Source organism: bacterium, assembly GCA_030247525.1.
Lineage (GTDB): Bacteria > Electryoneota > JAOADG01 > JAOADG01 > JAOADG01 > JAOTSC01.
The window spans coordinates 1-23,959 of sequence record JAOTSC010000040.1; the positions used below are offsets into that span (position 1 = coordinate 1).

19 protein-coding genes are annotated in these 23,959 nt (G+C 48.4%); 8 read left to right on the forward strand and 11 right to left on the reverse strand.

Features of this window, described 5'->3' with window-relative positions; genetic code table 11:
* Positions 1-173 precede the first annotated feature (173 nt).
* The 4 genes from OEM52_05730 (at position 174) to OEM52_05745 (ending at position 6,359) form a co-directional block, all read left to right on the forward strand.
* The gene (locus OEM52_05730) at positions 174-797 is read left to right on the forward strand and encodes a TetR/AcrR family transcriptional regulator (GenBank protein MDK9699626.1); all 624 of its coding nucleotides are present in this window, start codon (positions 174-176) and stop codon (positions 795-797) included.
* Positions 797-2,116, forward strand: a complete 1,320-nt coding sequence (locus OEM52_05735) for a TolC family protein (GenBank protein MDK9699627.1) — start codon at positions 797-799, stop codon at positions 2,114-2,116. Before OEM52_05730 ends, OEM52_05735 begins: the two co-directional genes overlap by 1 nt.
* Positions 2,117-2,132: 16 nt before the next feature.
* Positions 2,133-3,179, forward strand: coding sequence for an efflux RND transporter periplasmic adaptor subunit (locus OEM52_05740; protein ID MDK9699628.1), 1,047 nt, complete (start codon positions 2,133-2,135; stop codon positions 3,177-3,179).
* Positions 3,180-3,260: 81 nt separating this feature from the next.
* Complete coding sequence (locus tag OEM52_05745) at positions 3,261-6,359, forward strand: efflux RND transporter permease subunit (GenBank protein MDK9699629.1); 3,099 nt, start codon at positions 3,261-3,263, stop codon at positions 6,357-6,359.
* A gap of 99 nt (positions 6,360-6,458) precedes the next feature.
* On the opposite strand, the gene OEM52_05750 is transcribed toward OEM52_05745, so the two are convergent.
* The 7 genes from OEM52_05750 to OEM52_05780 form a co-directional block, all read right to left on the reverse strand.
* Complete coding sequence (locus OEM52_05750) at positions 6,459-7,319, reverse strand: permease-like cell division protein FtsX (GenBank protein MDK9699630.1); 861 nt, start codon at positions 7,317-7,319, stop codon at positions 6,459-6,461.
* Complete coding sequence (locus tag OEM52_05755; protein ID MDK9699631.1) at positions 7,316-8,011, reverse strand: ATP-binding cassette domain-containing protein; 696 nt, start codon at positions 8,009-8,011, stop codon at positions 7,316-7,318. The genes OEM52_05750 and OEM52_05755 overlap by 4 nt, the downstream gene beginning before the upstream one ends.
* A 26-nt stretch (positions 8,012-8,037) precedes the next feature.
* A complete protein-coding gene (gene deoC, locus OEM52_05760) occupies positions 8,038-8,700 on the reverse strand; it encodes a deoxyribose-phosphate aldolase (protein ID MDK9699632.1) in 663 nt (220 codons plus the stop codon).
* A 104-nt stretch (positions 8,701-8,804) separates the two neighbouring features.
* A complete protein-coding gene (locus OEM52_05765; protein MDK9699633.1) occupies positions 8,805-9,884 on the reverse strand; it encodes an RDD family protein in 1,080 nt (359 codons plus the stop codon).
* A gap of 7 nt (positions 9,885-9,891) precedes the next feature.
* Entirely contained in the window at positions 9,892-10,206 is a 315-nt protein-coding gene (locus OEM52_05770) for a YbjQ family protein (GenBank protein MDK9699634.1), read from the reverse strand.
* A gap of 109 nt (positions 10,207-10,315) precedes the next feature.
* Positions 10,316-11,686 carry a phosphoglucosamine mutase gene (locus tag OEM52_05775; GenBank protein ID MDK9699635.1) on the reverse strand — a complete coding sequence of 457 codons (1,371 nt, stop codon included), beginning with the start codon at positions 11,684-11,686 and terminating at the stop codon, positions 10,316-10,318.
* Positions 11,687-11,763: 77 nt separating this feature from the next.
* Positions 11,764-12,468, reverse strand: coding sequence for a DNA alkylation repair protein (locus OEM52_05780; GenBank protein MDK9699636.1), 705 nt, complete (start codon positions 12,466-12,468; stop codon positions 11,764-11,766).
* A gap of 184 nt (positions 12,469-12,652) precedes the next feature.
* Between OEM52_05780 and OEM52_05785 the strand changes: the two genes are divergently transcribed.
* The gene (locus tag OEM52_05785) at positions 12,653-14,740 is read left to right on the forward strand and encodes a VWA domain-containing protein (GenBank protein MDK9699637.1); all 2,088 of its coding nucleotides are present in this window, start codon (positions 12,653-12,655) and stop codon (positions 14,738-14,740) included.
* 62 nt (positions 14,741-14,802) lie between these two features.
* On the opposite strand, the gene OEM52_05790 is transcribed toward OEM52_05785, so the two are convergent.
* From OEM52_05790 to OEM52_05800, 3 genes are all read right to left on the reverse strand, one after another.
* Positions 14,803-15,480: an epimerase gene (locus OEM52_05790; GenBank protein ID MDK9699638.1), complete on the reverse strand. Its 678-nt coding sequence runs from the start codon at positions 15,478-15,480 to the stop codon at positions 14,803-14,805.
* 94 nt (positions 15,481-15,574) lie between these two features.
* The gene (locus OEM52_05795) at positions 15,575-17,689 is read right to left on the reverse strand and encodes a YCF48-related protein (GenBank protein MDK9699639.1); all 2,115 of its coding nucleotides are present in this window, start codon (positions 17,687-17,689) and stop codon (positions 15,575-15,577) included.
* Between the two features lie 204 nt (positions 17,690-17,893).
* Positions 17,894-19,756, reverse strand: a complete 1,863-nt coding sequence (locus OEM52_05800) for a glutamate mutase L (GenBank protein ID MDK9699640.1) — start codon at positions 19,754-19,756, stop codon at positions 17,894-17,896.
* Positions 19,757-20,032: 276 nt separating this feature from the next.
* Between OEM52_05800 and OEM52_05805 the strand changes: the two genes are divergently transcribed.
* The 3 genes from OEM52_05805 (at position 20,033) to OEM52_05815 (ending at position 23,689) form a co-directional block, all read left to right on the forward strand.
* Positions 20,033-22,222 (forward strand): T9SS type A sorting domain-containing protein, encoded by a 2,190-nt coding sequence (locus tag OEM52_05805; protein ID MDK9699641.1) that lies wholly within the window; start codon positions 20,033-20,035, stop codon positions 22,220-22,222.
* 81 nt (positions 22,223-22,303) lie between these two features.
* Positions 22,304-22,756 (forward strand): NfeD family protein, encoded by a 453-nt coding sequence (locus OEM52_05810; protein ID MDK9699642.1) that lies wholly within the window; start codon positions 22,304-22,306, stop codon positions 22,754-22,756.
* Between the two features lie 3 nt (positions 22,757-22,759).
* A complete protein-coding gene (locus OEM52_05815; protein ID MDK9699643.1) occupies positions 22,760-23,689 on the forward strand; it encodes a paraslipin in 930 nt (309 codons plus the stop codon).
* A gap of 162 nt (positions 23,690-23,851) precedes the next feature.
* Here OEM52_05815 and OEM52_05820 read toward each other — a convergent pair.
* On the reverse strand, positions 23,852-23,959 hold a 108-nt coding region (locus OEM52_05820), incomplete at its 5' end, for a T9SS type A sorting domain-containing protein (protein ID MDK9699644.1).

Below are 23,959 nucleotides of genomic sequence, written 5' to 3' on the forward strand. Positions count from 1 at the left end.
ATATATACGATATTTATAACAATATTTGTAAAACGAACTCGCATTACTTATTATTAACTGACCGGTCAGTATGTACCTTCTGACTCATTGTTGAGATTAAAGACACCCCCATGCAACCTTACGGGGAATTGATGCAACTAATGCAATACCGACCAGTCGGTTTTGGAGAAACCATGACAGAACATCAATCACAGGACGTTCGCCGCGAACAAATTTTGGACGCCGCCATGTCTTTGTTTGTCGAACAGGGTTATGAAAACACATCCGTCGATGAAATCGCCCGAAGTGCTGGACTCTCGAAGGGAGCCATCTATTGGTACTTTAAGAGCAAGCTGGAAATTTTGTTTGCATTAACCGACCGCAACATTCGCAACAGCCAGAATGAGTTGGTTCAAATCGCCGCGCAAAACGATTTTGGCCCGGCTGCTTTGTACAAGGTTCATCGACCACTTATCGAGCGCCGACTTTCCACCAAAGAGTGCAACAAACTTTTTGGACAACTGATCGCACTGGGCCGACGATATCCAGAAATCAGCGACCGGATTCGCAAGTACTACAAAGACTGGGATGACGTTTCTAAAGGTCTGCTCAACAAGGCAATTGAAGATGGCGCATTTCGTCCCGTACATACTCTCCATCTTGCGCAGGCGATCTCGGCGATGTACGACGGACTAACCATGCGCAAAGAATTGGATCCAAATCTTGAAATGGTCGAAATCCTCGAGACAACGACCAAACTTTTATATGACGCACTTACTCGCGCGGGAGTCAGTGCACTGATACCGGAGAAAAACTGATGAAGAAGTTTCAATTACTCTTCTTGTTGTCAATGTTATTCCTTGTTCCTGGAATGGCATACGCCCTGACACTGGAAGAAGCGATTGCAATTGGCAAGAACCGTTCCTTGAAACAACAAGAACCAAAAATCGATCGGCAAAAAGTAAACGGTCAGATAAAGGAAGCGTGGTCGAATGCGTTGCCGCAATTAGACGGGAGCGTTGCCTATCAACGCTCGTGGAAACAAAATGTAATGTTTGTTAACATGGGCGGCGAAACCCAGCAATTCAAGATGCAACAAGCAAACAGCGCTACCGGCAATGCAACGCTGAACCAACCGATTTACACCTTTGGCAGAGTCGGTTCAGGTTTGAAAGCGGCGTATGCCGCACGACGGGCCAACGATCATCAATCTGCCAACACCGAGCGTTTAATCGAGTTGGAAGTGATGAAACGCTACTGGTCGGTGTTGCTGCTGCGTGATGTTGTTGCTGTCCGGCAGAATGGATTGGCGGTGAGCGATAGTGCTTTGCAGAAAGTAAAGCGACTGCGCGATGTCGGCATGTTGAGCGACTACGATGTGTTGCGCGCTGAGGTGCAAGTCAGCAACCAAAAACCGCAGCTACAACAAGCACAAAATGCGTTACGGCTATCGGAATTGTCGTTGTTCGAGTTTCTCGGTGTCCCGATGGATACAGCAATGTCAATCGATGGGAATCTTGCCGAGTACGGCATATCCATTCCGGAAAATGCATCGATGCAAAATGTGCTGAAGCGCGACGATCTTGAGGCGTTACGCGATTTAACCACCATGAGCCGCAACGTCTACAACATATACAACAATATGCATTGGCCGGTCATTGGAGCTCAGGTTTCCTATAGTTGGCAATGGTCGGATGACTACTGGCACTTGAAACCAACCAACAACGCTTCCTCGGTTGCTGGTGGTATCGCCATACAGATTCCGTTATGGACGAGTGGTAAAAACTCCGGTGTCGCTCAACAGCACAAAGCCGATTGGAAAAAAATGGAGTTGCAGCTCCGACAGGCGGAACGCGGCGCACGCCTGCAGTATGAATCGGCACTCCGGAATTATCAAGCAGCGGTTGAAACCGAAGCGGGTGCGACGATTGCCGTTCAGCAAGCTGAACAGGCACGGACAATCGCACAGACCAAACTCGCACAAGGTCAACTGACTCCACTTGAAATGGATGCTGCGCAACTTGACGAGTTGGTCGCAAAAGTATCTTTGGCACAAGCGCGCTTCGATCGGCTGGTAGCGGCAGCGGAGACGCGGATGGCATTGGGCGATAAACCCTATCGAACGTTAGCGAAGTGAAGTAAAGGATTCTCAAATGAAAAAGATTCGAATTTTGCTCTATTCAATGGTAGTCTTGGCATTAATCGCAATCGTCGCTGGTAAAATGATCCGACAAGCCAAAAGTGATTCATTGAGCGACCCGTACACCGGCATTATTGCAGTAAAAGGTCTCGTTACAAAACCCGAGTCGTTCATCCGCATGATTGATGAAACTGGTGTGTTAGCGGGAAACAAAGAGTCGTTGGTTGCTGCTGAAACCGGTGGTCGCGTGGTAGAGATTAAAGTGGAAGTTGGCAGCTTTGTCAAACAAGGTGATCCGATTCTTCGACTCGACGATGAATTGTATCGGCTCGAATCAGAACGAGCTAAGATCGCTTTCGATAAAGCAAAACTCGACAACGACCGGTTAGAGCGGTTGTATGCTCAAAAAAGTATCTCCGATTCCGAAATCGAAAATGCCAGACTTGGCGTCAAAGGTGCTGAAGTCGCATACCGGATGGCGTTGAAAACCTATCAGGACGCCACTGTTCGCGCACCGTTCAGCGGGACCATCGCGATGAAAATGACAGAAGTCGGACAGATGGTTGAGCGCGGCGTTCCCGTTGTGCAAATGGTCGACGTCAGTACGCTAAAACTTACGATCCAAGTCGCCGAAAACATGGTGAAGTACGTGACGAATGGGGCTACCGCTCAGGTGCTGATCGATGCCATTAACGATTCCGTTGAAGGTCGCGTGACTGCGGTAGGTTCGCGAGCAATGACCGGTTCACGCACATTCCCGGTTGAAATCCGCATTCCCGGAAATGCAAAACTTCGTTCCGGTATGTTTGCCCGGGCAATCGTTTCAGCGGCGACGATTCCCGATGCGATTTTACTTCCTCGAGCTGCGATTCTCCCCGATGTCGGACGCCAAATTGTCTATTTAGCCAAAGGGAAAGTCGCCGAAAAAGCGATTGTAAAATCCTATGGCAGCAATGGTGATCTCTTCGCCGTCGAGGGATTGAAAACTGGCGATACCGTCCTCACGACTGGAAACCAAAATTTATCGCACGGTTCACCAATCGCTGTAACGCTTGAGTAAAATTGATTTTGGTAATTGGATACATGGCACTGAATTGATATTCGTTCCTACACCAATACCTATCCTTCTTAGAGGTATCTAATGACGTTAACGGAACTCTCTATTAAACGCCCGGCAGCGTTGGTGATGTTCTTTCTTGCTGTTGCCGTATTCGGTTTGATTTCCTATCAAAAGTTACCGGTCGACTTGTTGCCGTCGATGGACTGGCCGTGGGTAACTGTCGTAACGACTTGGCCCGGCGCAGGACCAAAAGAAGTCGAGACGATGATTACAAAGCCACTCGAGGACGCGGTAATCTCGTTGAACAAGTTAAAGCATGTCCGTTCCTTCAGTCGGGAAAACGTATCGGTGGTGTTGCTTGAATTCGATATGTCAGCAAATGCGGATGCGGTTCTTCAGGAAACACAGCGGGTGATAAACACCGTACGAGCGCAGTTACCGGACGATGCAAAAGAACCACAATTGTATAAATCCGACCTCGGCGCAATCCCGGTGATTCGCTTGGCAGTGAGCAGTAATCTGCCAGGATCCGAACTCTTTACACTGGTTGATCAAAAAGTGAAACCACGACTGGAGCAAATCGATGGCGTTGGACAGATCCAACTATCGGGAACCGAAGAGCGTGAAATCCAAATTGCCGTCGATCCGGATCGCCTCCGCACCCACGGTTTATCACTCAGTGATATAAACAAAGTTCTGAATGCAGAGAATCTTGACGTACCAGCGGGAAAAATCACCAGCACTTCACAAGATTTTATTGTTCGCTACTCGGGAAAATTTGTTACGCTCGATGAGATCGAGCGAACCCGCATTCCACTTGCAAGCGGTGGTGCGATATTCTTGCGCGACATCGCAGCAGTTTCCGACACGATTAAGTCCGATCGAACACTCACCCGGGTAAATTCGGGAAAAGCGCTCGGTATCCAAATCGTGAAACAATCGCAGGCAAACAGTGTACAGACGGCTGAGCGGGTGCGACAGGAGTTAAAAAAACTGGAGAAGGAATACGCCGGTACGATAAAGTTCGAGATCGCTCAGGACATCACAATCTTCACGAAGAATGCTGTCAATGAAGTTAAGCGAAACGTTTTGGAAGCACTTATCGTAGTAGCATTGGTGTTATTGATCTTCCTTCACTCCTTACGCAACTCGTTAATCGTGTTGGTAGCAATTCCTCTTTCGTTGGTAACCACATTTATAACAATGTCAGTGTTTGGGTTTTCGATAAACCTAATGACGATGATGTCGTTGGGAATGGTAATCGGTGTACTGGTGGATGACTCCATCGTCGTACTGGAAAACATCCATCGCTGGCTGAAAAAAGGCGCCGACCCGGTAACTGCCGCAATCAAAGGTCGAAACGAAATTGGATTGGCTGCTGTTTCGATTACGATGGTCGACGTGGTCGTGTTCCTGCCGGTTGCATTTTTGGAAGGCTTGGTCGGAAACATTTTCCGGGAATTCTCACTGGTATTTGTCTCTGCTGTTTTAATGTCGCTACTCGTTTCCTTCACTGTAACGCCGTGGCTAGCGAGTCGCTTGAATAGCGAAGCGAACATCGAAGGCGAGAAGTGGATGCGTGGATTTGCCCGACGATTCGAGAAATGGTTCCATAATCTGGAAAACAGATATCGCAACATCTTACGCTGGTCACTTGATCACCGGTTCCGGATTGTGCTATTGGTTACGGGTTTGTTTGCACTCTCTATCGCATTGGTGCCATTAGGCTATATCGGATTCGATTTCTTCGCTGCGACAGACCGTGGTGAGTTTGCCGTCTTTACGAAAATGCCGCTTGGAACGCCGTTGGAAGAAAACGACAAGGTCATTGCTCAAATCGAGAACTACATTCAAACGATACCCGATGTCGAACAACTCATGGTAACCATCGGTCAGCAGGAACGTGAATTTGGGTTAACGAACGATCCCCGGCTTTGCGGGATGCAAGTACGCTTGGTAGATCGCAGAGTTCGGCAACGTTCAACAACGGAAATTCAGAATGAGATTGCTCGTTACATATCCCAACTTCCAGGGATGGATGTTGCAATAAACGATATCGGTATTTTTGGTACTGCCAATTCCTCACCAATTCAATACGAAATTCGTGGGCAAGACTTGGATTCGGTACAAGTAGCCGTTGCCCATGCTCAAGCACTCCTCCGCACCATACCCGGCGCTCGCGACGTTCAATCGTCCTATGATCTTGGTGCACCTGAGTTGCAGGTGATTGTTGACCGGGAGAAAGTTGCTGCCAGTTACCTTACTCCCGGTGAAGTGGCGGTCGCTCTCCGTGCTGCCGTCAATGGCGAAATAGTATCACGGTTCCGTACCGGCGAAATCGAAATCGATATTCGCTCAATGTACGCACCACACTACCGGAACAATCCAGCGTTGCTTGGACAATTGGAGATTCGTAATCACATCGGACAAATGGTGAAACTTTCCGAAGTATCACGAATCGACCGTACCAGCGGGCCATCCTCAATTCAACGCAAGGATCGTGAACGGTTGGTGACAATCAACGCCAACGTTGCTGGCCGGACGTTGAGCGAAGTGCAAGGAGCTTTCGACAAGGAAATGGCGAAATTCACTCCCCCGAAAGGTGTATCATTCTACGCATTCGGCGATGTGGAAAACATGAACACCATGATGACCGATATGATGATGGCAATCATGTTGTCAATTCTCTTTGTGTATATGATTCTGGTTGCGTTGTACGAAAGCTATATTCATCCCTTCACGGTTATGTTCTCCCTGCCAATGGCGTTGATCGGAGCACTCTTTGCCTTGGCAATCTCCGGGAAGTCGCTGGCTATGTTTACCATGATCGGTATTCTGATTCTGATGGGATTGGTGGCGAAAAACGGAATTCTACTCGTCGACTTCACAAACCAGCTACGGTCCCAAGGGATGAAGATGCGGGAAGCATTACTAACAGCCGGCCCATTGCGACTACGTCCGATTCTGATGACGACGTCGACAATGGTGGTGGGTATGATACCGTTGGCATTTGCCTTAGGTGAAGGCGCCGATATGCGTTCTGGAATGGGTATCGTGATTATCGGCGGGTTGATTTCGTCGCTGTTGCTAACCCTCGTATTAGTACCGGTAATGTACACCTTCCTCGATCGCTTCAGCCGTAAGTACAAGGAAGAATCCACCACCGAAGCATTGCGGTAACGAGTGGAACGAAACAGTAATCGAATGTCGAAATTGAATCGATGGAAATGAGAATCGGGGTGTAGCAATACACCCCGATTTTACTTTGTGGACAGAGATTTATCTCTTTCGCATTACGTGTTTTATCGCTCGGGTGGAAGCAATTCCGACTAACCAACCAACAATCATTGCAACCGGTAACAACCCATATAGCAATATTAGAAACTCGACAGTGAAGGTCGTCTCAAGCCTTGCAAAAATGCGATCCATCGTCAACCATGCCAATAACGAAACCGCTCCTGCAAGTAATCCGAGCAGAGCACTTAGAAGAAGATACGGTGAGCGAAAATACGAAAGGCGAGCCCCCAACAAATCCATCACAATTGCAATACCCGCAGAATCGACAACAGCCGAGCGTAATGCAATAAAGGCAAACAAAATTCCTAACAGAGCAATAATCGAACCACCGGTGATGACATACTTGTGAGCATCGAAGAATAACCGTTCAATCCGGCTCGCAATCTCTCCCTCGAACACCGCTTCATCAACGCCATCCAATTGATTCGCCAATTTCTGCACTTCCCGAATTCGGAACGGCTGCGCGAATGGAGCGGGAAAAGTGACGATGAATGATGCAGGCAACGGATTATCACCTAACAAATCCAGCAACTCAGAACCGAATTCCTGCGCAAATTTTTCTTGGGCATCTAACGAAGAAACGTATTGAAAAGCCGTTCCAGCAGGCGCACTCCGTTTCAATACTGCTAAAACGCTATCGCGGGTTGCCCCTCCGATTCCTTGTTCTAAATATACTTCGAGTTCAAATTGGCGGAGTAGATTATTTTTGGCTACTGAGCTCAATTGTGAGAGATATATTGAAGCAACAACAGAAGTACACGACACCAACATCGCGAGCCAAAACAGCACAAAACGGATTTTATGCCGCCGCCAAGTGAAGTAGCTTTCGGATACTCGATTCATGGTCGTAGTACCCACCGAGCTGGTTCAGGAACAAATTGGGTATCGCTTACAATTCGTCCTTCACATAATCGGATTCGCCGTGGGAGCAGCGATTGAAATGGTTCGGCGTTTACTGCCGTTACGATGATTGTTGCACCGTTTTCACGCTCATCGCCAATCGCTTGCAGGAATGTCTGTTGGGAAACGGTATCCATGTGGGCTAATGGGTCATCCAATAACAACAGGGAAGGTTCATTCGCCAATGCACGCGCCAATTCGACTCGGGCTTTTTCGCCGGTCGATAAGGTCGCGGGACGTTCACCTGCTCGCCCGGTAAGTCCAACAATCGTAAGCGCATCCAATGCCCGAAGCTTAACCGCTTTCCCCGATAGTTGATTTTGGATGTATAGCGGGAGAGCAACGTTCTCCAATAAATTCCGGTCGGGAAGTAGCGCCGCAGTGGAGGAGACAATGCCAATTTGACGGCGATACTCCGATAACTGTCGCGCCCCTAATTCGTGTAAGTTTACACTATTAACAACTATGCGACCGGAGTCCGGTTTTTCGATACCAGTCAATAATCGAATGAGAGTGGTTTTTCCTGAGCCGACCGGGCCCTCAAACACGACCAATTCTCCACGCTCGATCTGGCAATCGAAATCACGGATACCACCGGATCGATACCATCTTGTTGCGTGTAGAAAAGTTATCATAGTCGTTGTCCGATTCGATCAGATTGTTAGTGCGATTCACTCAAAAAGGACGCGATTGCGACGCCGGAAGAAGTCCCGATTCGATTCGCTCCGGCAGCAATCATGGCAAGCGCAGTGGGGATATCGCGGATGCCACCAGATGCTTTCACCCCCATTGCATCGCCAGCACATTCCCGCATCAAGCGAACAGCCTCGATTGTTGCACCACCGCAGGCGTGAAATCCCGTCGAGGTTTTCACGAAGGCCGCACCAGCTTCACCGCAAATCTCACAACCTTGACGAATTTCGACCGGCGTCATCAACGCGGTTTCGAGAATCACCTTGACCGGCAACGGTGCAACAGCATGTACAACTGAGCGGACGTCAATTTCCACCGATTTCCAGTCGCCGCTTTTCACTGCTCCGATGTTCCACACCATATCGATTTCACGCGCACCGTTCTGTACCGCCCAAATCGCTTCCTGTGCCTTCACATCGGCTGGATGTATACCGGTAGGAAATCCTACCACACAACAGATCGTACGCTCGGTTCCACGCAAAATATTTTCTACATACGGCGCCCAAAAGGAATGTACACAGACCGTAGCGAACGGTAAACGGATCGCTTCTTCACACAATTTACGGATATCGGTTTGCATTGCTTCCGGTTTTAGCAAGGTATGATCGATCCGCGCGACAAGATTCGTTATTGCGATTTCCCGTTCGCCGTGATTCTTCTCTAAACTCCATTCGGTAGAATTAGAGAGCATGCTCGCTAATTCGCAAAATGCCTGGTTCGATAACAGTTGGTTCATTATGGTTCGCTCGTAGTGGGGGTTGCGGTGGAATCGTTCACCAATTTCGGGGTAAACGTTTGTTGGTACGACTCTGTCGTGGATGTAAATCCCAATGTTCCTCCGGTGATTAGTGTTACATTCACTAACTGCGGCGCAGTGTTTGGCGGCATCGCGGGAACTGCAAGCTGCCAAAGTGCAAACGAAATGGGACGCAACAGCTCATTCGCTGTTGCTTTGGTTACTGCGTAGGGACGCGCTCGAACAACAATTGAACCGGGCGGATATTCATCATCGAACCGGAACGGGATATCGTTGGCGCGGTACACAACAACTCCGGTAACCGGCAGACGTTCGACCGTTGCCGCCATTCGTAAATAGGATTGTACATCACCTTTCGGTCCTACAATCGGATCGATTTTTACAGCCGCCACTAAGAACACGAGCAACGGAAGAACCCACCACGTGCTGCGAACTAATACTTCCCCAGCACGAGCAACGTCTTTCCGGTTTGGATCGCTCACGTATGTACTCGCGGGATAGAGTTCGATTCCTACCCGCGGTAGACCAAGTAAATCGAGTTCGCGTTTTCCGATGCAAATCGATCCACTAAGTAGATCAAAATAGGAACGCCGTTGTGAATTCATCAGAATCTGAATGATCGAGATAAAACCGGCAGTTAAAAGGACAACAATCGCCGCCGTGTAACTGGCTTGCCCCCAGCGCACCGGCAGATACCCCATCGCAGCTTCACCCATCGCTGTTGCCGACATGGGGATTGCAAACGATAGCGCTCGTTTAATGGTATGAATCGTATCCAACTGGTTGCCTTCATGCGAAACAACTCGCAGTTGCAACAGCCACTTTCCGAACGTTGCTCCTCTGCCTACCGGCCCATAGCTTAAGTACTCATACAGTCCAATCAGCAACAGTCCAGCGATCCAACCGTTGTTTCCTAACAGCTCGATGGGGAGAAATTCCAATGCTCCCCATCCCAGCAATCCTACAACGAATAAATCAATAACTCGCGCCGCAATACGACGCAGAAGATGTAGCAATATCCTCGAAAGCTGCTCATACCCAAGAGAAATAGTTGACATATTTGGTTTACAGAATCGTTACTGCAGTCCCCGAGGCACTTACCATTAACATTCCTTCGCGAACGACTTCATAGTCGAGATCGATGCCGATGATGGCATTGGCACCCATCCGCAAAGCACGATCCCGCATTTCGTTGATTGCGATGTCGCGTGCTTCTTGTAGCTTCGTTTCGTAAGCTCCGCTGCGACCGCCGACGATATCGGTAATCGATGCGAAGATGTCGCGAACGATATTGGCTCCCATAATCGCTTCACCGGTAACGATACCGTAGTAGCGGGTGACCGAGTGCCCTTCAATCGTATTCGTGGTGGTCATAATCATTTCTGCCATATCAAAATCTCCTGATAGATCGAAAATAACAATATTCCAAACACCTGCTTGTCGCCGAACATCGTTTCGCGTAATTGATGACTGCGACGATACACTCTCTCTAAAGTAACCTACCAAACCGATGCATCATATCGTTTACCATCTGTTCGGCGATTTCAGTATTAGACGATTCGGCGAAGATCCGAAAAATCGGTTCGGTATTACTGCCGCGAATTTGTACCCATCCGTCTGCTGTTGTGAGTTTCAAACCATCAGTACGATCCCAATTCTCATACGGACGTTCTTCCGCCAACTTGTTCAACATACCGGGAACGCCGCCATGTTTCACCAATAATTCAGGATCGACTTCGGTCGCTTTCTTCACAATCGTGTAGCGGGGAACATCTTTGAGTAGTTGATCAAGCGAGCCGCGAGTTGCTATTGCAGTCAACAATAATGCAATACCGACTAAACTATCGCGACCGGGATGGCAGGCAGGAATCATAACGCCGCCATTTCCTTCGCCGCCACAGCTTGCTTTCACTGCCAGCATCTTATCCGCGACGTTCGCTTCTCCGACTTTCGTGCGATAGACGGGAACATTGTAACGTTTTGCGATATCGTCGACTGCAATCGTCGTTGAAATGTTAACAACGACCGGTCCTGGTTGATATCGCAATACTTGATCGACTGTTAAGGTTACGGTAGTTTCTTCTCCTACCGGCGTCCCATCGTTACTGACACAAGCAAGGCGGTCGCCGTCGGGATCGAACGCAAATCCGATACATGATCTACTCCGTAACACTTCTTCCCCTAAGGGACCCAGTACATCGGGAGTCGGTTCTAATTTGCGGTAGAAATCGCCATCCGCTTTCATTCCCAATGAACCCGAGGACAAGACCACCCCGAGCGTGTCGAGCAATTGTGGGATACATGCTCCAGCAACCCCGCCGCCGCCATCACAGGCAACGGTCAGCTTAGCTCGACGGATCGCATCGACATCGACCCCGGGGGTTTGCGTTAGCACCCGCTCGATATGGCGCTGCACCATGTCAAAAGAAGGGGTATTTACCGATCCGATCTCATTCCATGCCACCCACCGCTGTTCACCCGCTTCCACTTTCCGGCGTAGCTCTTTGCCCTCTTCCTCCAAAAGGAAACGACCATCGTTCCGGAAAAACTTCAGGGCGTTCCACTGCGCAGGATTATGCGAAGCGGTCAATGCGATACCACCGGCAGCTTGTAATTCCTCAACCGCGATGGCGACAGTAGGCGTTGACGCAATGCCTAAATCGAAAACTTTACATCCGGCAAGTGTAAGCGTTCCGAATATGAGTTGTCGGAGCGGCTCGCGGGTTGGACGGGGATCGGTTCCCAATACAACGGTCGCCCCTTTCGGCAGCGATGCGGCAAAACCGGAAATCCACGAAACGACGACCGGGGGGGTCAAGTCGACGCCAACAATACCGCGAACCCCGGAAACTGATACCATTAATGCAATTGATACTTCCTGTATGTTTTCCCGAAAATAGTGTTTTCTCTCCTCGGCTTGCAATGTACGCGTGTAACCTAACAGACGGAACGCTTTTTCGGTACTCCCTTTGCAGCGTAATGCTCCCTCGCCTTTTGGATGTATGCTACGGCATCGGGGGTTTTACAACTCGTGTCGCCGTGGTCGATTGCAACTTTGCCGATTCGTTTAGCGGTAGCTATTGCCGCTTGCGATAAATCTTCACTACGAATTCCGATGCCAAGTAACGTGTTGTACATCGCTTCCCGTTTCCGATTCGGTTCTTGGTGGATGGTTCGCTCAATTTCAGCAAGTACTTCAAGATAATACTCGTTCGGTTGTGAAGCGCCCTCCATCGCGTTGAGTCCGACCAGTAACCAGCCAGCCCGTCCTTTCCATTCATCCTCCGAGGTGTACCAATCAAGTTGCAATTTTTCTGCGAATGGTGTTTTCGCTACTATGTTCGACACAAACTGATCGACCAAACCGTGGTACTTACAGACAGCAAGCCACTGTTCCAGCATCATTTCAGTAAAGGCAGCCGGGTCGGCAATGCGGGTGGCAAGGGTTTGGGCATCAGCGTTCCCGGTTTGCCAGAGTTGTTCGGCTAACGATTGGTCGCATTTTATTCGCTTGGCAAGTTTGTCGATGTTAGCAAAACTGACTCCGAATAGAATAGATCCCGCACCATGTCGTTGATAAATCTTCCGGTTTTGCTCGGTTCCTAACGATTCGAGTTCCTTCATCAGATCAGTGATTGTCATTTTCAGCCCTTTCTTTAACAAACGTAATACGGGAATAATCGGTAACCTTACATAAAAGCTATAGTTATCGCATATTTAATCAAATGATGTTTTTTCATTGATAATTCGAGAAACTTTCCGTAGTTTTCGGTTGTAGCACCTATTCCTTGCACTGTAAACGTGATTTCTAACCATGGAGGCTGCAATGCGATTCTTCTCCACTCTTCTCGTCCTTATCGTAATTTCCCTTTCAACTGCTTTTGCGAACGGCGTGGCAATCGTCAACGCCAGAACCGGCGTATATCTTCCGTTGGATTCGACGACCGTACAAGTTGTCACGGAAAGCCAAATCGCAATCACTACCACGACACAAAGCTTTGTTAATCATGGGAATCCAACCTTAGTGAAATATGGATTTCCATTACCGGATCAAGCCAGTGCGATTCAGTTACGCTGGCACATCAATGGTGAATGGCATACCGCCGCCATCGCCGGTGTACAGCAGGATACTACGCTACCGGGCGGGAATGCCAATACAAATTTACTTGCGTATTTGGGGCAATCACCGCTCTTCTTTTCCATTCCGCAAATGGTACTGACCGACTCTCTGTTGATTGTCGAATTGACATACGTCGATTTACTCCCGTATTCCTTTGGGAATGTGTCGTACGTCTATCCCAGCGACTACCATCTTATCCAACCAGTTTTCTTAGGTACCCAGCGATTTGAGTTTCGATTGTCTTCGCCAAGAACAATCGATAGTATCCGAGTATTAAGCTCACACCCGATAACTCAGATTGCCAACTACGGCGATAGTGCGCTTGTACGAATTACGTTCAGTGAGATGTCTGTCAACGCGAACATTTCTCTACAGTATTCGCTCAACGCACAGCAATTGGGGTTGTACGCCTACAGCAATCTGTTTCCGCAAGAAATCTTACCGGACTCGCTTGGTAGGGGATTTCTGACTTTTATTGCCGAGCCGGCTCCCGATACGACGTTAAATACCATTGCGAAAGTATTTACCCTCATCGTTGATCGGTCGGGTAGTATGTCGGGTACGAAAATCATTCAAGCGAGAAATGCGGCGACGTTTATCGTACAAAACTTGAATGAAGGAGATCGTTTCAACATCATCGACTTCGATGGCATTATTACGAGTTTCCGACCGGGTCACGTACCTTACACAACGGAAAATCGCGACGCCGCCCTTGCATATATCAATACCCTGACAGCCCGCAGTATGACGAACATCTCCGGGGCATTTAGTATCGCCGTGCCGCAGTTTGCAGCTGCCAGCGACAGCACCGCGAACATTATCATATTCTTTACCGATGGACAAGCAACCGAAGGAATCACCAGCACACCCGCATTAGTGAGTCATGTGGATGGATTAATCGCCGCAACCGAGACCCGGATTAATTTGTTCTGTTTTGGAATCGGCTCGGATGCCAATCAACAGCTATTGACATTGCTCTCCTCGCATAACTCCGGTATCGCTGAATTCTTGGGGAACGATGAACTCTATTCACGGATTACCAGTTTCTATCTGACAATTCGCAATCCGGTGCTCCTGAACAGCCAAATAGCATTTGTGCCGCCCGTGATCTCGGAAGTGTATCCCGCCACCCTTCCCAATTTGTACAAGGGGAAACAGATGATCGTGGTGGGACGCTATCAGGAAGCGGCACCGGTTCAAATCACATTAAGCGGCAACGCATTTGGTCGTCCAGTAAGCTATACTTACAACGTTGCACTCATCGATTCCAATAACATCAGGTATCATTTCCTTACGAAGATTTGGGCAAAACAGAAAATCGAGTGGCTGCTCGTTCGATACTACTCGCTCAATGCGAATTCACCAGAAGCGCAAGCGTTACGGGCGCAGATTATTCAAATTAGTCTCGCTTATGGTGTGATTAGTCCATTCACCAGTTTCTCAGGTGGTGGTGGTGGCGGCGGTACCGAGGTTGATGAACCGGGTTCGCGCGAATCAGCGTTATCTCCGGCAACATTTCGATTGATCGGAAATTATCCCAATCCCTTCAATGCGACGACAACCATTCGGTTGCATGTAAATGTCGATTACCGGGGTACGCTGGCAATTCGCATTTACAATACGCTGGGGCAGGTGGTTCGCGTCCTTCATCTGACACTGAATGGACAGGGTGAGTATCAAGTGATTTGGGACGGGTTAGCGGATTCTGGCAAGTCACTCTCAAACGGAGTGTACTTCTATGCCATCGAGTTGAATAACACAATCATGGTCGAGAAGATGCAACTGCTGAAGTAAGTGAAAGCAGGATACAACGATGCAATGGGGCAGTCGATCGATTGCCCCATCTCTTTTCGATTTCACCGCTGAATCATTTGACTGAGCTGATTGATGTCTCGATTTTCAAGGATTTTCTTTGGTGTTCCCTGTTTTGCAACTTGCAATAATGCCAATCCGATGTTTTCCGTAGTGGTGACAGCGGTTGGGAAGATGTTTTTTAATAGCGGATAAAGCGGTTTCCCAACGAAGTACAGCCAATTGTATAGCGAAGTGCGTGATTTGATGCCGTGCAGTGGTTGGATGTATCCGGGTCGAATCACATAAACTCCTTTAAATGGCAACCGGAAAAGCGCATTTTCAACTTTTCCTTTTACCCGCGCCCACATTACTTTTCCGGTTTCCGAACTATCGGCACCCGTTCCGGAAAGGTAGACGAAAGTCATGTTCGGATTCAATTTGATTAAAGTCTGCGCTGCCGCCATTGTCAGATCGAATGTTATGCGATAATACTCTTGTTCCGACATCCCAACCGACGAAACTCCGAGACAAAAGAAGCAAGCGTCATATCCAACCAAGTCCGATTCGATAGTAGCATACTCCATGAAATCGGAAACAAGAAGTTCGCGAACTTTGGGATGGGAATTGTTGGTTGATCTCCGGGATAAGAGGAGGATTTGCTCGACCTCGGGATCCTGCAAACACTCGCGCAACACCCCTTGCCCGACCATACCGGTTGCTCCGTATAAGATGATTTTCATTAGTAAACGCTCCTAATGGATATACAAACTATACGAAAGCAGTCGCAAAGCATTACACCTTACGACTGTAAAATAATACTACACACAAGCAACGCTATTTCACGAGAGTAATTTTTCCAGTTGCAATACTAGTAGATGTACTGACTTGATAGTAATAGTTTCCGGAAGAGAGATTGCTACCATCGAACACCCACTTCCTTTCGCCAGTCGGTTGTAATGGCAACAACACTTCTTTCACTTGCCGTCCTAAAATATCGGTTACCGAAATCGTAACATCACTCGGTTTGGGTAATGAATAGTGAAGCGTGGTAGTGGAGTTGAAAGGGTTGGGATAGCAATTTGTTGTTAACTGTGGAAGTAAATGTTCCCGCTGTAACATTGTCAATGGTGTGTTACTACGATATACTCCATGTCTGACAGTACTGGAGAACAGCACGAATCGGGAGTTGATTGCCAATTGGTAGGCATCGGCAGGAGTTTCGTCAATAAATACCGACCAAGAGGTGCCTTGGTCGGTTGAACGTAAAACTCTTTGATTCTCGAGACCGGATAAACAATACAGATTATGATTATCGTCTTCACACATTCCATCAATATAGGAACTGCCTACGGGTAATTGAGAATATTGCCAAGTATTCCCGTCATCGAAAGTATATTCGATTCCTTCGAAAGTTTGAATAAACAATCTGCCTTGAGAACTCGTAAAAACATGATTCAAACTTTCCATACTCGAATTTTGATGTAATGGTTGCCATGTTCTGCCTAAATCAAACGAGCGAAAATACCCTAATCCAGTTAACCGAAATATTGTTCCAGTGACAGGATTGATTGCTAAATCACCGAATACTTGCGAAACAAACTCCCATGTAGTTCCGCTGTTTGTTGAACGGTACATTGTCGTTTGATCAGTTGTATATAGTGCACGAGTCACCGGATGTTGGACGACTATACATGGTAAGGCTCCGGTAAATGCAATTCTTGTCCAATGTTGCCCATCATCGAGAGAACGATACAAACCGTCGCGGTTTGCATATCCAGAATACACCGAAGCAAAAATGAGATTAGAATCGATTGACGAAAATCCCCATACCCATGCACTCAGCGTATCTTCCATGCTCCAACTTTGTCCTTCATCAGAGGAGCGGAAAATTCCAAACCAAGTACCAGTTAATAAGGATCCTCGTTTAGTCACTCCAATACTAATCATGGCACTTCCACGAAGTCCATTTGTAAGATTAGTCCAAGAGTTATTAATTGTATTCAGGCGAAAGATTCCATCGGCGTTACAGAAATATGAGTAGTGGGTAAGACTGTCGTAGATGATATTGTAACAAGGCATTACCGGCGATGGTATAGGAAGAGTAGTCCAATTCACTCCATCGTTTTGGCTTTGCAAGTACACTGGAAAGCTCCCACCAGAACCCATAAGTAGCGTTTCCGAAGAAGTCAGCGAAGAGGCGCGCAGAGGGCAATTCGGAAAGAATCCTTGAATACTCCAGGTTGTCCCATGGTTGGTCGACCGATATATTCGACCATTTTCGCTGCCCGCGATTAATGTTCCCGCTCTAGTACGTAGTATCGAAACTAACGGAATGCCTAATAGACTATTGCCAAGCGGATTCCAACTCACTCCTCCATTCGTAGAAAAAAATAATCCCCCAGAAGTTGCAATAATAAGACTGTCTTGCACTGAAATAACAAAATTGCAGTACTCTGCATTATAAAGTGAGTTACTACCGAACCAATTTGTACCGGCGTTGGTAGAATAGTAAACGCTACCCATCGTACCGAACGCAATCACTCGGTTTGATAATTGTGAGTAGTATACTATGTAGTAATTGTCCTCTGGAAGCCCGCGAGTGGAGTCAATGCGTGTCCAACTTACCCCTAAATCAGTTGAGTAGTGAATTCGCTCAAGAATTGTCGCGTAGATGATTTCATGGTTGTTATCGTAGGCTAAATTCCAACCTTCCTGCTCGAGGCGAGTAACCCAGTGATACCCCGAATCGGATGAGAAGAAGACTCCGGCAGTTGTTATCGCCATCAGTTGAGATCTTGACGACAAGACTTTAACATCGTTTACAATCGCTGAGTATGGACCATTCGTGGGAACAAAGTTGAATTGCGCAAGCGCAGAAAGCGCACACAAAGTGCTGAGGAGTGTTGCTGTACAAGCTATCGAGAGGAATCGGAATGTAGCGCGGAACATCGGAGCCTCATTCTAAACAGGCGTTACCAGTCATAACAAATAAAAAAACATCACCCTTCTTTCTGCAAGATAGTGCACAGAATATTACGAGTAAAGATAATTGAATTGTGGATAACGAATTTAACGGTAGTGTAAACAACAATAGGGCGGCTGCCAGCCGCCCCTACACCCATCACCTATTAACAATTGCCCGTCACCCAATCATTAATCGTCGAATGCCCACTTTTTGAGTTTCGCGAGTCGTTCGGTAGTGGTTTTCTCAAATTGGAACGGACGCCCGCGGGTATCGACGACTAATCCTACAACGCCGCCCGTAAGTTCCGTTTCCATCGTTTTACCGTTGCCAGCGCCAACATCGAAGCCGCGAACCGGCATCACCGTTACTTTGGCAGATTCTCCTAATTCGAGCGGATAGAGTTTCATCTCGCCGAACGGTTGCGTAATGTCGATAGTTCGACCTTTCGAAGTAGTGCCTTTTACAGTGACGCAATCCTTGCCATCCTTCGTATTGCCAACCGGTGCAATACAGGTGCCGAGCCAGACCATACAATCCTTCTCGAATACTTCCACCGCGGCGCGTTTGGCATCGGGATGGGGCACCGACGCGAGAACGCCAAGATGCGGCATCATGAAAATCGAGTCGACGCCCATCTTGGTAACGCCTTCGGGCAGGAAGCTATCGATTGCCATGTGCATCGATTGCGAACGCCGCGGCGCATGGGACAACACACCACCCGAACCGACGATGAGATCGAGTTCCAACATCTTTACGAGCGACTCGCCGGAAGCGGATTGCGCGAACGTATCGGAAATCGTACGCTCTTGTTGCACACCTTTCAGCGATACCGCGAATGCTTTATGCTGGACGAATGCGAGTCGCAATGCTTCACGAGCAATCGCCTGCTCCACTTGCAGTTCTTCGCGCGTTTGCGGAATTGTCGTCGGACGAATCATCTTGTTGGCGATGCGGTTGCGCAATTCGATTTCCGGTAACTCGAACGGCACCCATCGCATAATGTTATCGAGACCAGCTTCGGCAAGGACATTCGATATCGAATAACTCATCCCCAAGTTTGCCGACACTGTGCGATTGAAGACCCACTGGTACCCCGTTTTCTCTTCAGGATTTTCGACTCGGAACACCGAGAAAATATCGGTAGTCGCGCCGCCAATATCGACGCCGACAACATTAATCGTATGCTGCTTCGAGATGAGCTGCATGATGTCGCCGACCGCGCCGGGAGTCGGCATAATCGGCGCATCGGTCCATGTCATTAGCTTTGAATAACCGGGCGCTTGCTGCATCACGTGTTCCATGAACAGCTCGTGGACGGCGTCGCGGGCAGGACGGGTATTCTCCCGCTCCAACACAGGGCGCAGGTTGTCGACAATTTTTAGCGATACGATATCACCCAAGGTGTGCTGGATTTCGGGAACCATGAGCTTACTGCCGGCATAAATCACGGGAAGATTGTAACCGTGTCCCAAACGCGCTTTCGGACGCGCCGCACGAATCAACTCTGCCATTTCGACGACATGCTTCAACTTGGCATCGTCGGTACCACCCGACATCAGGAGCATATCGGGACGAAGTTTGCGTATCCGCTCGATTTTCTGGTGGGGCAACCGTCCATCGTTGGACGCAAGGGTGTCCATCACGATTGCACCGGCGCTGTATGCTGCACGGGCTGCCGATTCCGCGCTCATCTGCTTTACGACACCTGCAACCATCATCTGCAAACCGCCACCCGCTGAGGAAGTCGAAATGTAGATATCGCAACCTTCCTTTTCGGTCGATGGACGCAGAATTTTATCTTCGCCGTTCTTATCCTGCTCGATAAACTTGCGATTCCGGAGTTCCTCGATCTCCATCACAGAATTCAGAACGCCCCTCGTTACATCCTCGAACGGCGCTTCCACCGTAGTCGGCGCTTCCCCGCGTATGGTCTGGCGGTACTCTTCTTCGCCGGTTTCAGGATTCTTCACCAATTCGATTAGAATCGCTTTGGTGGTGGTCGATCCGCAGTCGGTCGCTAAAATCGTTTTGATTCGTTCCGGTAATGACATATTGCTATCCCAAAGAAAATATCGGTTTCCATAGACTTGTAATATAGCAATAATCCCCCTTTAGAGAACAGTGGCCGATTTTACTTTCAGTTACCTGAACTTCCACCATGGGAATGGAGAAAAGTGTGGTTCCCGGACCGCTCCATAGAGTCAATGAGTTTTCATTTTACGGGAATATTCTTGCTTCCTGCTGTTCCTCGCTGTAAAATTAGGTTTAGTGATTTTCCCTTTCATTCCATCCTTCTTTAACTGACCGAACCCGGAGGTACTGCACCAATGAAACGTTTCGCTTTGATTTTACTCGGCGTCCTCTTCCTCACTGCGTTGTGTTATGGCTACCCGCGCACCGTTTTGTTCGAAGAGTTTACAAATACATCCTGCGGCCCGTGCGCCTCATCGCATGTCTGGTTGAATCCGCTGCTCACTGGATTAGGGACAACAGCGGTATCGCCGGTTTTCATTCATACCAATTGGCCAGGCTCAACTGACCCATGGTATGTTGCCAATCCTGCCGACAACCAAGCCCGTTGGACATACTACGGCGTCAATGCCGTTCCCTGCCACACCATCGACGGCGACACCTTCCTGTATCGCGGTTCGCAAGCGACGGTGACAGCGGCATTAAATGCTCGGTTGCTCGTCGAGTCACCGATTTGGTTGAAGTTGACACCCAGTGTGACAGACTCGGTACGACTCTCTGTCAAAGCGGTTGCCAACCAAGCGATTGCGGCAAATCATGTTATCCGGTTTTATCTCGTGGAGAACTTTGAACACTGGCTTACAGCAGCTCCCAATGGCGAAGTCGATTTCCACTATCCGATGGTCGATATGGCTCCGACACCGACAGGGATAGGGTTTACCCACTCGGGCATCATAACAGACACTTTGACTTTCGAAGTAGCGTTTCCGTTCCGCACAACCGGTACGCAGCCATATACGCTCGATAACTGCGGGTTAATCGCATTCGTCCAGAACACTACTACCAAAGAGATCCTTCAGACCGGTTATCGTAATCTCACCAGTTTTATTCATCCGGTTGGTGGCGAAGTACTCTACGTCGGAAACACCGACACAATTCGCTGGAATCAAGCGGCATTCGATGCAACAGTCAATGTTGAGTTAAACCGCAACTACCCGGAAGGAACATGGGAAACGATTGCAAGCGCGATTCAAAATACCGGCAGTACAGTATGGCAGATTTCTGGCCCAGCGTCTACCGCAGCCCGCCTTCGTATCACATCAGTCGGCAATCCTGATAACAGCGAATTACTTTTATCGAATATCACCCTTGCAGTGCCGACTTCGATAACAATCACACCGAATCCTGTTTCGACTACAGTTCCCACCGGAGATACGCTGGTTGTTCCGATGTCGGTATCAAATACCGGAACGTTTGACTTCATTGGCAGCATCGTATCGACGACCGGAACTGGTGGTTATCAAATCGCGGAGACCGGCGATCCGAACGGTCCACCGGCGGAGTGGATCGATACCACCGGCAGCGTTACCGGAGCGATGGGGAACGATGTTACCACCGGACCCTACACACTCCCCTTTGCATTTCCGTTTTTCGGTCGAACCTACACCCAGTTCTGGATGTGCTCGAATGGCTGGATCACCTTCAATCAAACGGCTCAAGTCGATTGGCGAAACGCTGCGTTGCCGTCAGCTAATTTCCAAACGATGATCGCTCTTTTCTGGGACGATTTAGTGGTTGCCGCGGATACTGGACGCACCACTATCTTAAACGATACCGAAAATCATCGCGTCGTGATTTCTTTTGTGAATGCAAGACGATGGATCAGTACAGCGACCCATATCTATGCACAAGTCGCATTGTATGAAGATGGCAACATGCAGTTCAATTATGGTACCGTCACCACCACCGATTTCACAACTACCATTGGCATCCAGAGTGAAGACCGCTCGGCATTTTACACATTCTATAACAATGTGCAAATTCCCTCGAATAATTCAATTGGTTGCGATTACGATGTAAGATGGGCACGGCCATCGGTGAGTACGTTCTCGTTGCCGGCAGGTCAAACGACGAATCTAAACGCGTTGTTCGACGCTCGCTTATTAAGCGCGGGTACTGTTAAAAACGGTGTCTGGAGGTTTGAAGGAAATATCGTTGCCGTAAGCGTTCCGGTATCGTTAGAGGTGACTAGTTCGGACGTGATTGAACCAACAACGATTCCTACGGAGTTTGCTCTTACGGCAGTGTATCCGAATCCATTCAATTCGCAGCTTTCGATTCGGTATGCATTGCATAATGCGACGAATGTCCGAATCGCCTTATACAATGTGAATGGGCAAGAAGTCTACTCTAATCTTTATGGAGATATGGCGGCGGGCTTCCACACGGCACACATCGATGCAGCACAACTGGCGACCGGTTCCTACTTCTTGAAAGTAGAAGCGGGTAAGAATCATGCGATAAAGAAAGTGGTGTTATTGAAGTAACACCATCATTGTAGTTTCCTCGAGTACATCCGGCAGGGTGTATTCGAGGAATAATTTTTGAACTACAATCCGGGAGAAACTATGAATTGGTGGATCTGGATTATTGCCGGCGCAGTCTTGCTTGGCGTTGAGGTACTTACACCGGGCGGGTTCTATGTATTCTTCTTCGGGATTGGCGCAATCCTGATCGGGATTCTATTAGTGTTGGGACTTCCGCTCAACACGACGTTACAACTCCTCATGTTCCTCAGCTTGTCGGTCGTTTTACTGCTGGTGTTTCGCAGACGCTTGTTGCCATTGTTTGAAACCAAGAAATCAAACGAAGCAATTGAACACATTATCAGTGAAACGGCATTTGCGAAATCCGAATTGCCGCCGAATGGATATGGTCAAGTTGAATTTCGCGGTACCTCCTGGAATGCAAAGAACATCGGCGCAATTGCAATCAATACCAACAATCGTTGCATCATTCGCAAAGTCGCCGGTTTGATGCTCGAAGTGGAACTTGAATCAAATTCTACGGGGAAGGAGTAATCCATGACCGGTACCCTAATCATGTTAGGCGTTATTGTAGTTTTAGTGGTTATCATTATCGCTAAAATTGCGGTAGTGGTTCCGCAACAAAATGCATACGTCGTTGAGCGGCTCGGGAAGTATCACTCGACGCTTACGGCGGGCTTCCACACCCTGCTCCCATTTCTCGATCAAGTGCGGTATCAGCACAATCTGAAAGAGTTGGCGTTAGATATCAAGCCGCAGATTTGTATCACCAAAGACAATGTGCAAGTCGAAGTGGATGGTGTGTTGTATTTGAAAGTGATGGATCCTGAGCGGGCTTCCTATGGTGTGACGAATTATCTGTTTGCGATTACGCAATTGGCACAAACGACCTTGCGTAGCGAGATTGGTAAAATCGATCTCGATAAAACCTTTGAGGAGCGCGGTCAAATCAATCTCGCCGTAGTTACTGAATTGGATAAAGCGTCTGAACCATGGGGCATCAAAGTATTGCGCTATGAAATTAAGAATATCACGCCGCCCAGCGATATTCTCGCCGCCATGGAAAAACAGATGCGTGCCGAACGGGAAAAGCGGGCAACCATTTTGCAATCGGAAGGACAGCGCGATGCCGCGATCAACAATGCCGAAGGTGAAAAACAAACAGTGATCAAGGCGTCGGAAGCGGAGAAGCAGCGGCAAATCAATGAAGCGGAAGGCGAAGCGAATGCGATTCTCGCTGTAGCGGAAGCGACTGCCGAAGGGATCAAGAAAGTTGCCAAAGCAACTTCGGAACCGGGCGGTTTGCATGCCTTGCAATTACGGGTAGCGGAGAATTATTTAGAGCAATTCGGTCGATTGGCGAAGACGAACAATACGATGATTATTCCCAGTGATTTATCGAATATTGCCGGGATGATCGCTACAGCGATGAGCGTCATCAAGAAGGATTATTCCGGTACTAATTGATCGTCGTGGAGCGCGATCCGATTAGCGTTGATAGTACATGAATAGGGGATATCGCGACTGCCAGTACTCACCGTACGTTGGACATTCTTGTCCAACGGGCTATAAAAAGTGGACAGACAAGAGTGTCTGTCCTACGTGAGTAGGGGCGTATGGCATACGCCCTTATTTCATGAGGATCATCTTTCGCGTTTGCGATTGTTCTCCGGTTTGGAGGCGATAAAAGTAAGTGCCAGAGGGTAAGCCGGTGGCGTTGTACGATAAACGATAGGT

What these genes read in the sequence shown, in the direction of transcription:
- OEM52_05755 (MDK9699631.1), bottom strand. Translation starts at nt 8,011, where the DNA reads ATGATAACTTTTCTACACGCAACAAGATGGTATCGATCCGGTGGTATC.
- OEM52_05750 (MDK9699630.1), bottom strand. Translation starts at nt 7,319, where the DNA reads ATGAATCGAGTATCCGAAAGCTACTTCACTTGGCGGCGGCATAAAATC.
- OEM52_05815 (MDK9699643.1), top strand. Translation starts at nt 22,760, where the DNA reads ATGACCGGTACCCTAATCATGTTAGGCGTTATTGTAGTTTTAGTGGTT.
- OEM52_05790 (MDK9699638.1), bottom strand. Translation starts at nt 15,480, where the DNA reads ATGAAAATCATCTTATACGGAGCAACCGGTATGGTCGGGCAAGGGGTG.
- OEM52_05735 (MDK9699627.1), top strand. Translation starts at nt 797, where the DNA reads ATGAAGAAGTTTCAATTACTCTTCTTGTTGTCAATGTTATTCCTTGTT.
- OEM52_05745 (MDK9699629.1), top strand. Translation starts at nt 3,261, where the DNA reads ATGACGTTAACGGAACTCTCTATTAAACGCCCGGCAGCGTTGGTGATG.
- OEM52_05770 (MDK9699634.1), bottom strand. Translation starts at nt 10,206, where the DNA reads ATGATTATGACCACCACGAATACGATTGAAGGGCACTCGGTCACCCGC.
- OEM52_05810 (MDK9699642.1), top strand. Translation starts at nt 22,304, where the DNA reads ATGAATTGGTGGATCTGGATTATTGCCGGCGCAGTCTTGCTTGGCGTT.
- OEM52_05780 (MDK9699636.1), bottom strand. Translation starts at nt 12,468, where the DNA reads ATGACAATCACTGATCTGATGAAGGAACTCGAATCGTTAGGAACCGAG.
- OEM52_05795 (MDK9699639.1), bottom strand. Translation starts at nt 17,689, where the DNA reads ATGTTCCGCGCTACATTCCGATTCCTCTCGATAGCTTGTACAGCAACA.
- OEM52_05730 (MDK9699626.1), top strand. Translation starts at nt 174, where the DNA reads ATGACAGAACATCAATCACAGGACGTTCGCCGCGAACAAATTTTGGAC.
- OEM52_05785 (MDK9699637.1), top strand. Translation starts at nt 12,653, where the DNA reads ATGCGATTCTTCTCCACTCTTCTCGTCCTTATCGTAATTTCCCTTTCA.
- OEM52_05765 (MDK9699633.1), bottom strand. Translation starts at nt 9,884, where the DNA reads ATGTCAACTATTTCTCTTGGGTATGAGCAGCTTTCGAGGATATTGCTA.
- OEM52_05805 (MDK9699641.1), top strand. Translation starts at nt 20,033, where the DNA reads ATGAAACGTTTCGCTTTGATTTTACTCGGCGTCCTCTTCCTCACTGCG.
- OEM52_05800 (MDK9699640.1), bottom strand. Translation starts at nt 19,756, where the DNA reads ATGTCATTACCGGAACGAATCAAAACGATTTTAGCGACCGACTGCGGA.
- OEM52_05740 (MDK9699628.1), top strand. Translation starts at nt 2,133, where the DNA reads ATGAAAAAGATTCGAATTTTGCTCTATTCAATGGTAGTCTTGGCATTA.
- OEM52_05775 (MDK9699635.1), bottom strand. Translation starts at nt 11,686, where the DNA reads ATGGTATCAGTTTCCGGGGTTCGCGGTATTGTTGGCGTCGACTTGACC.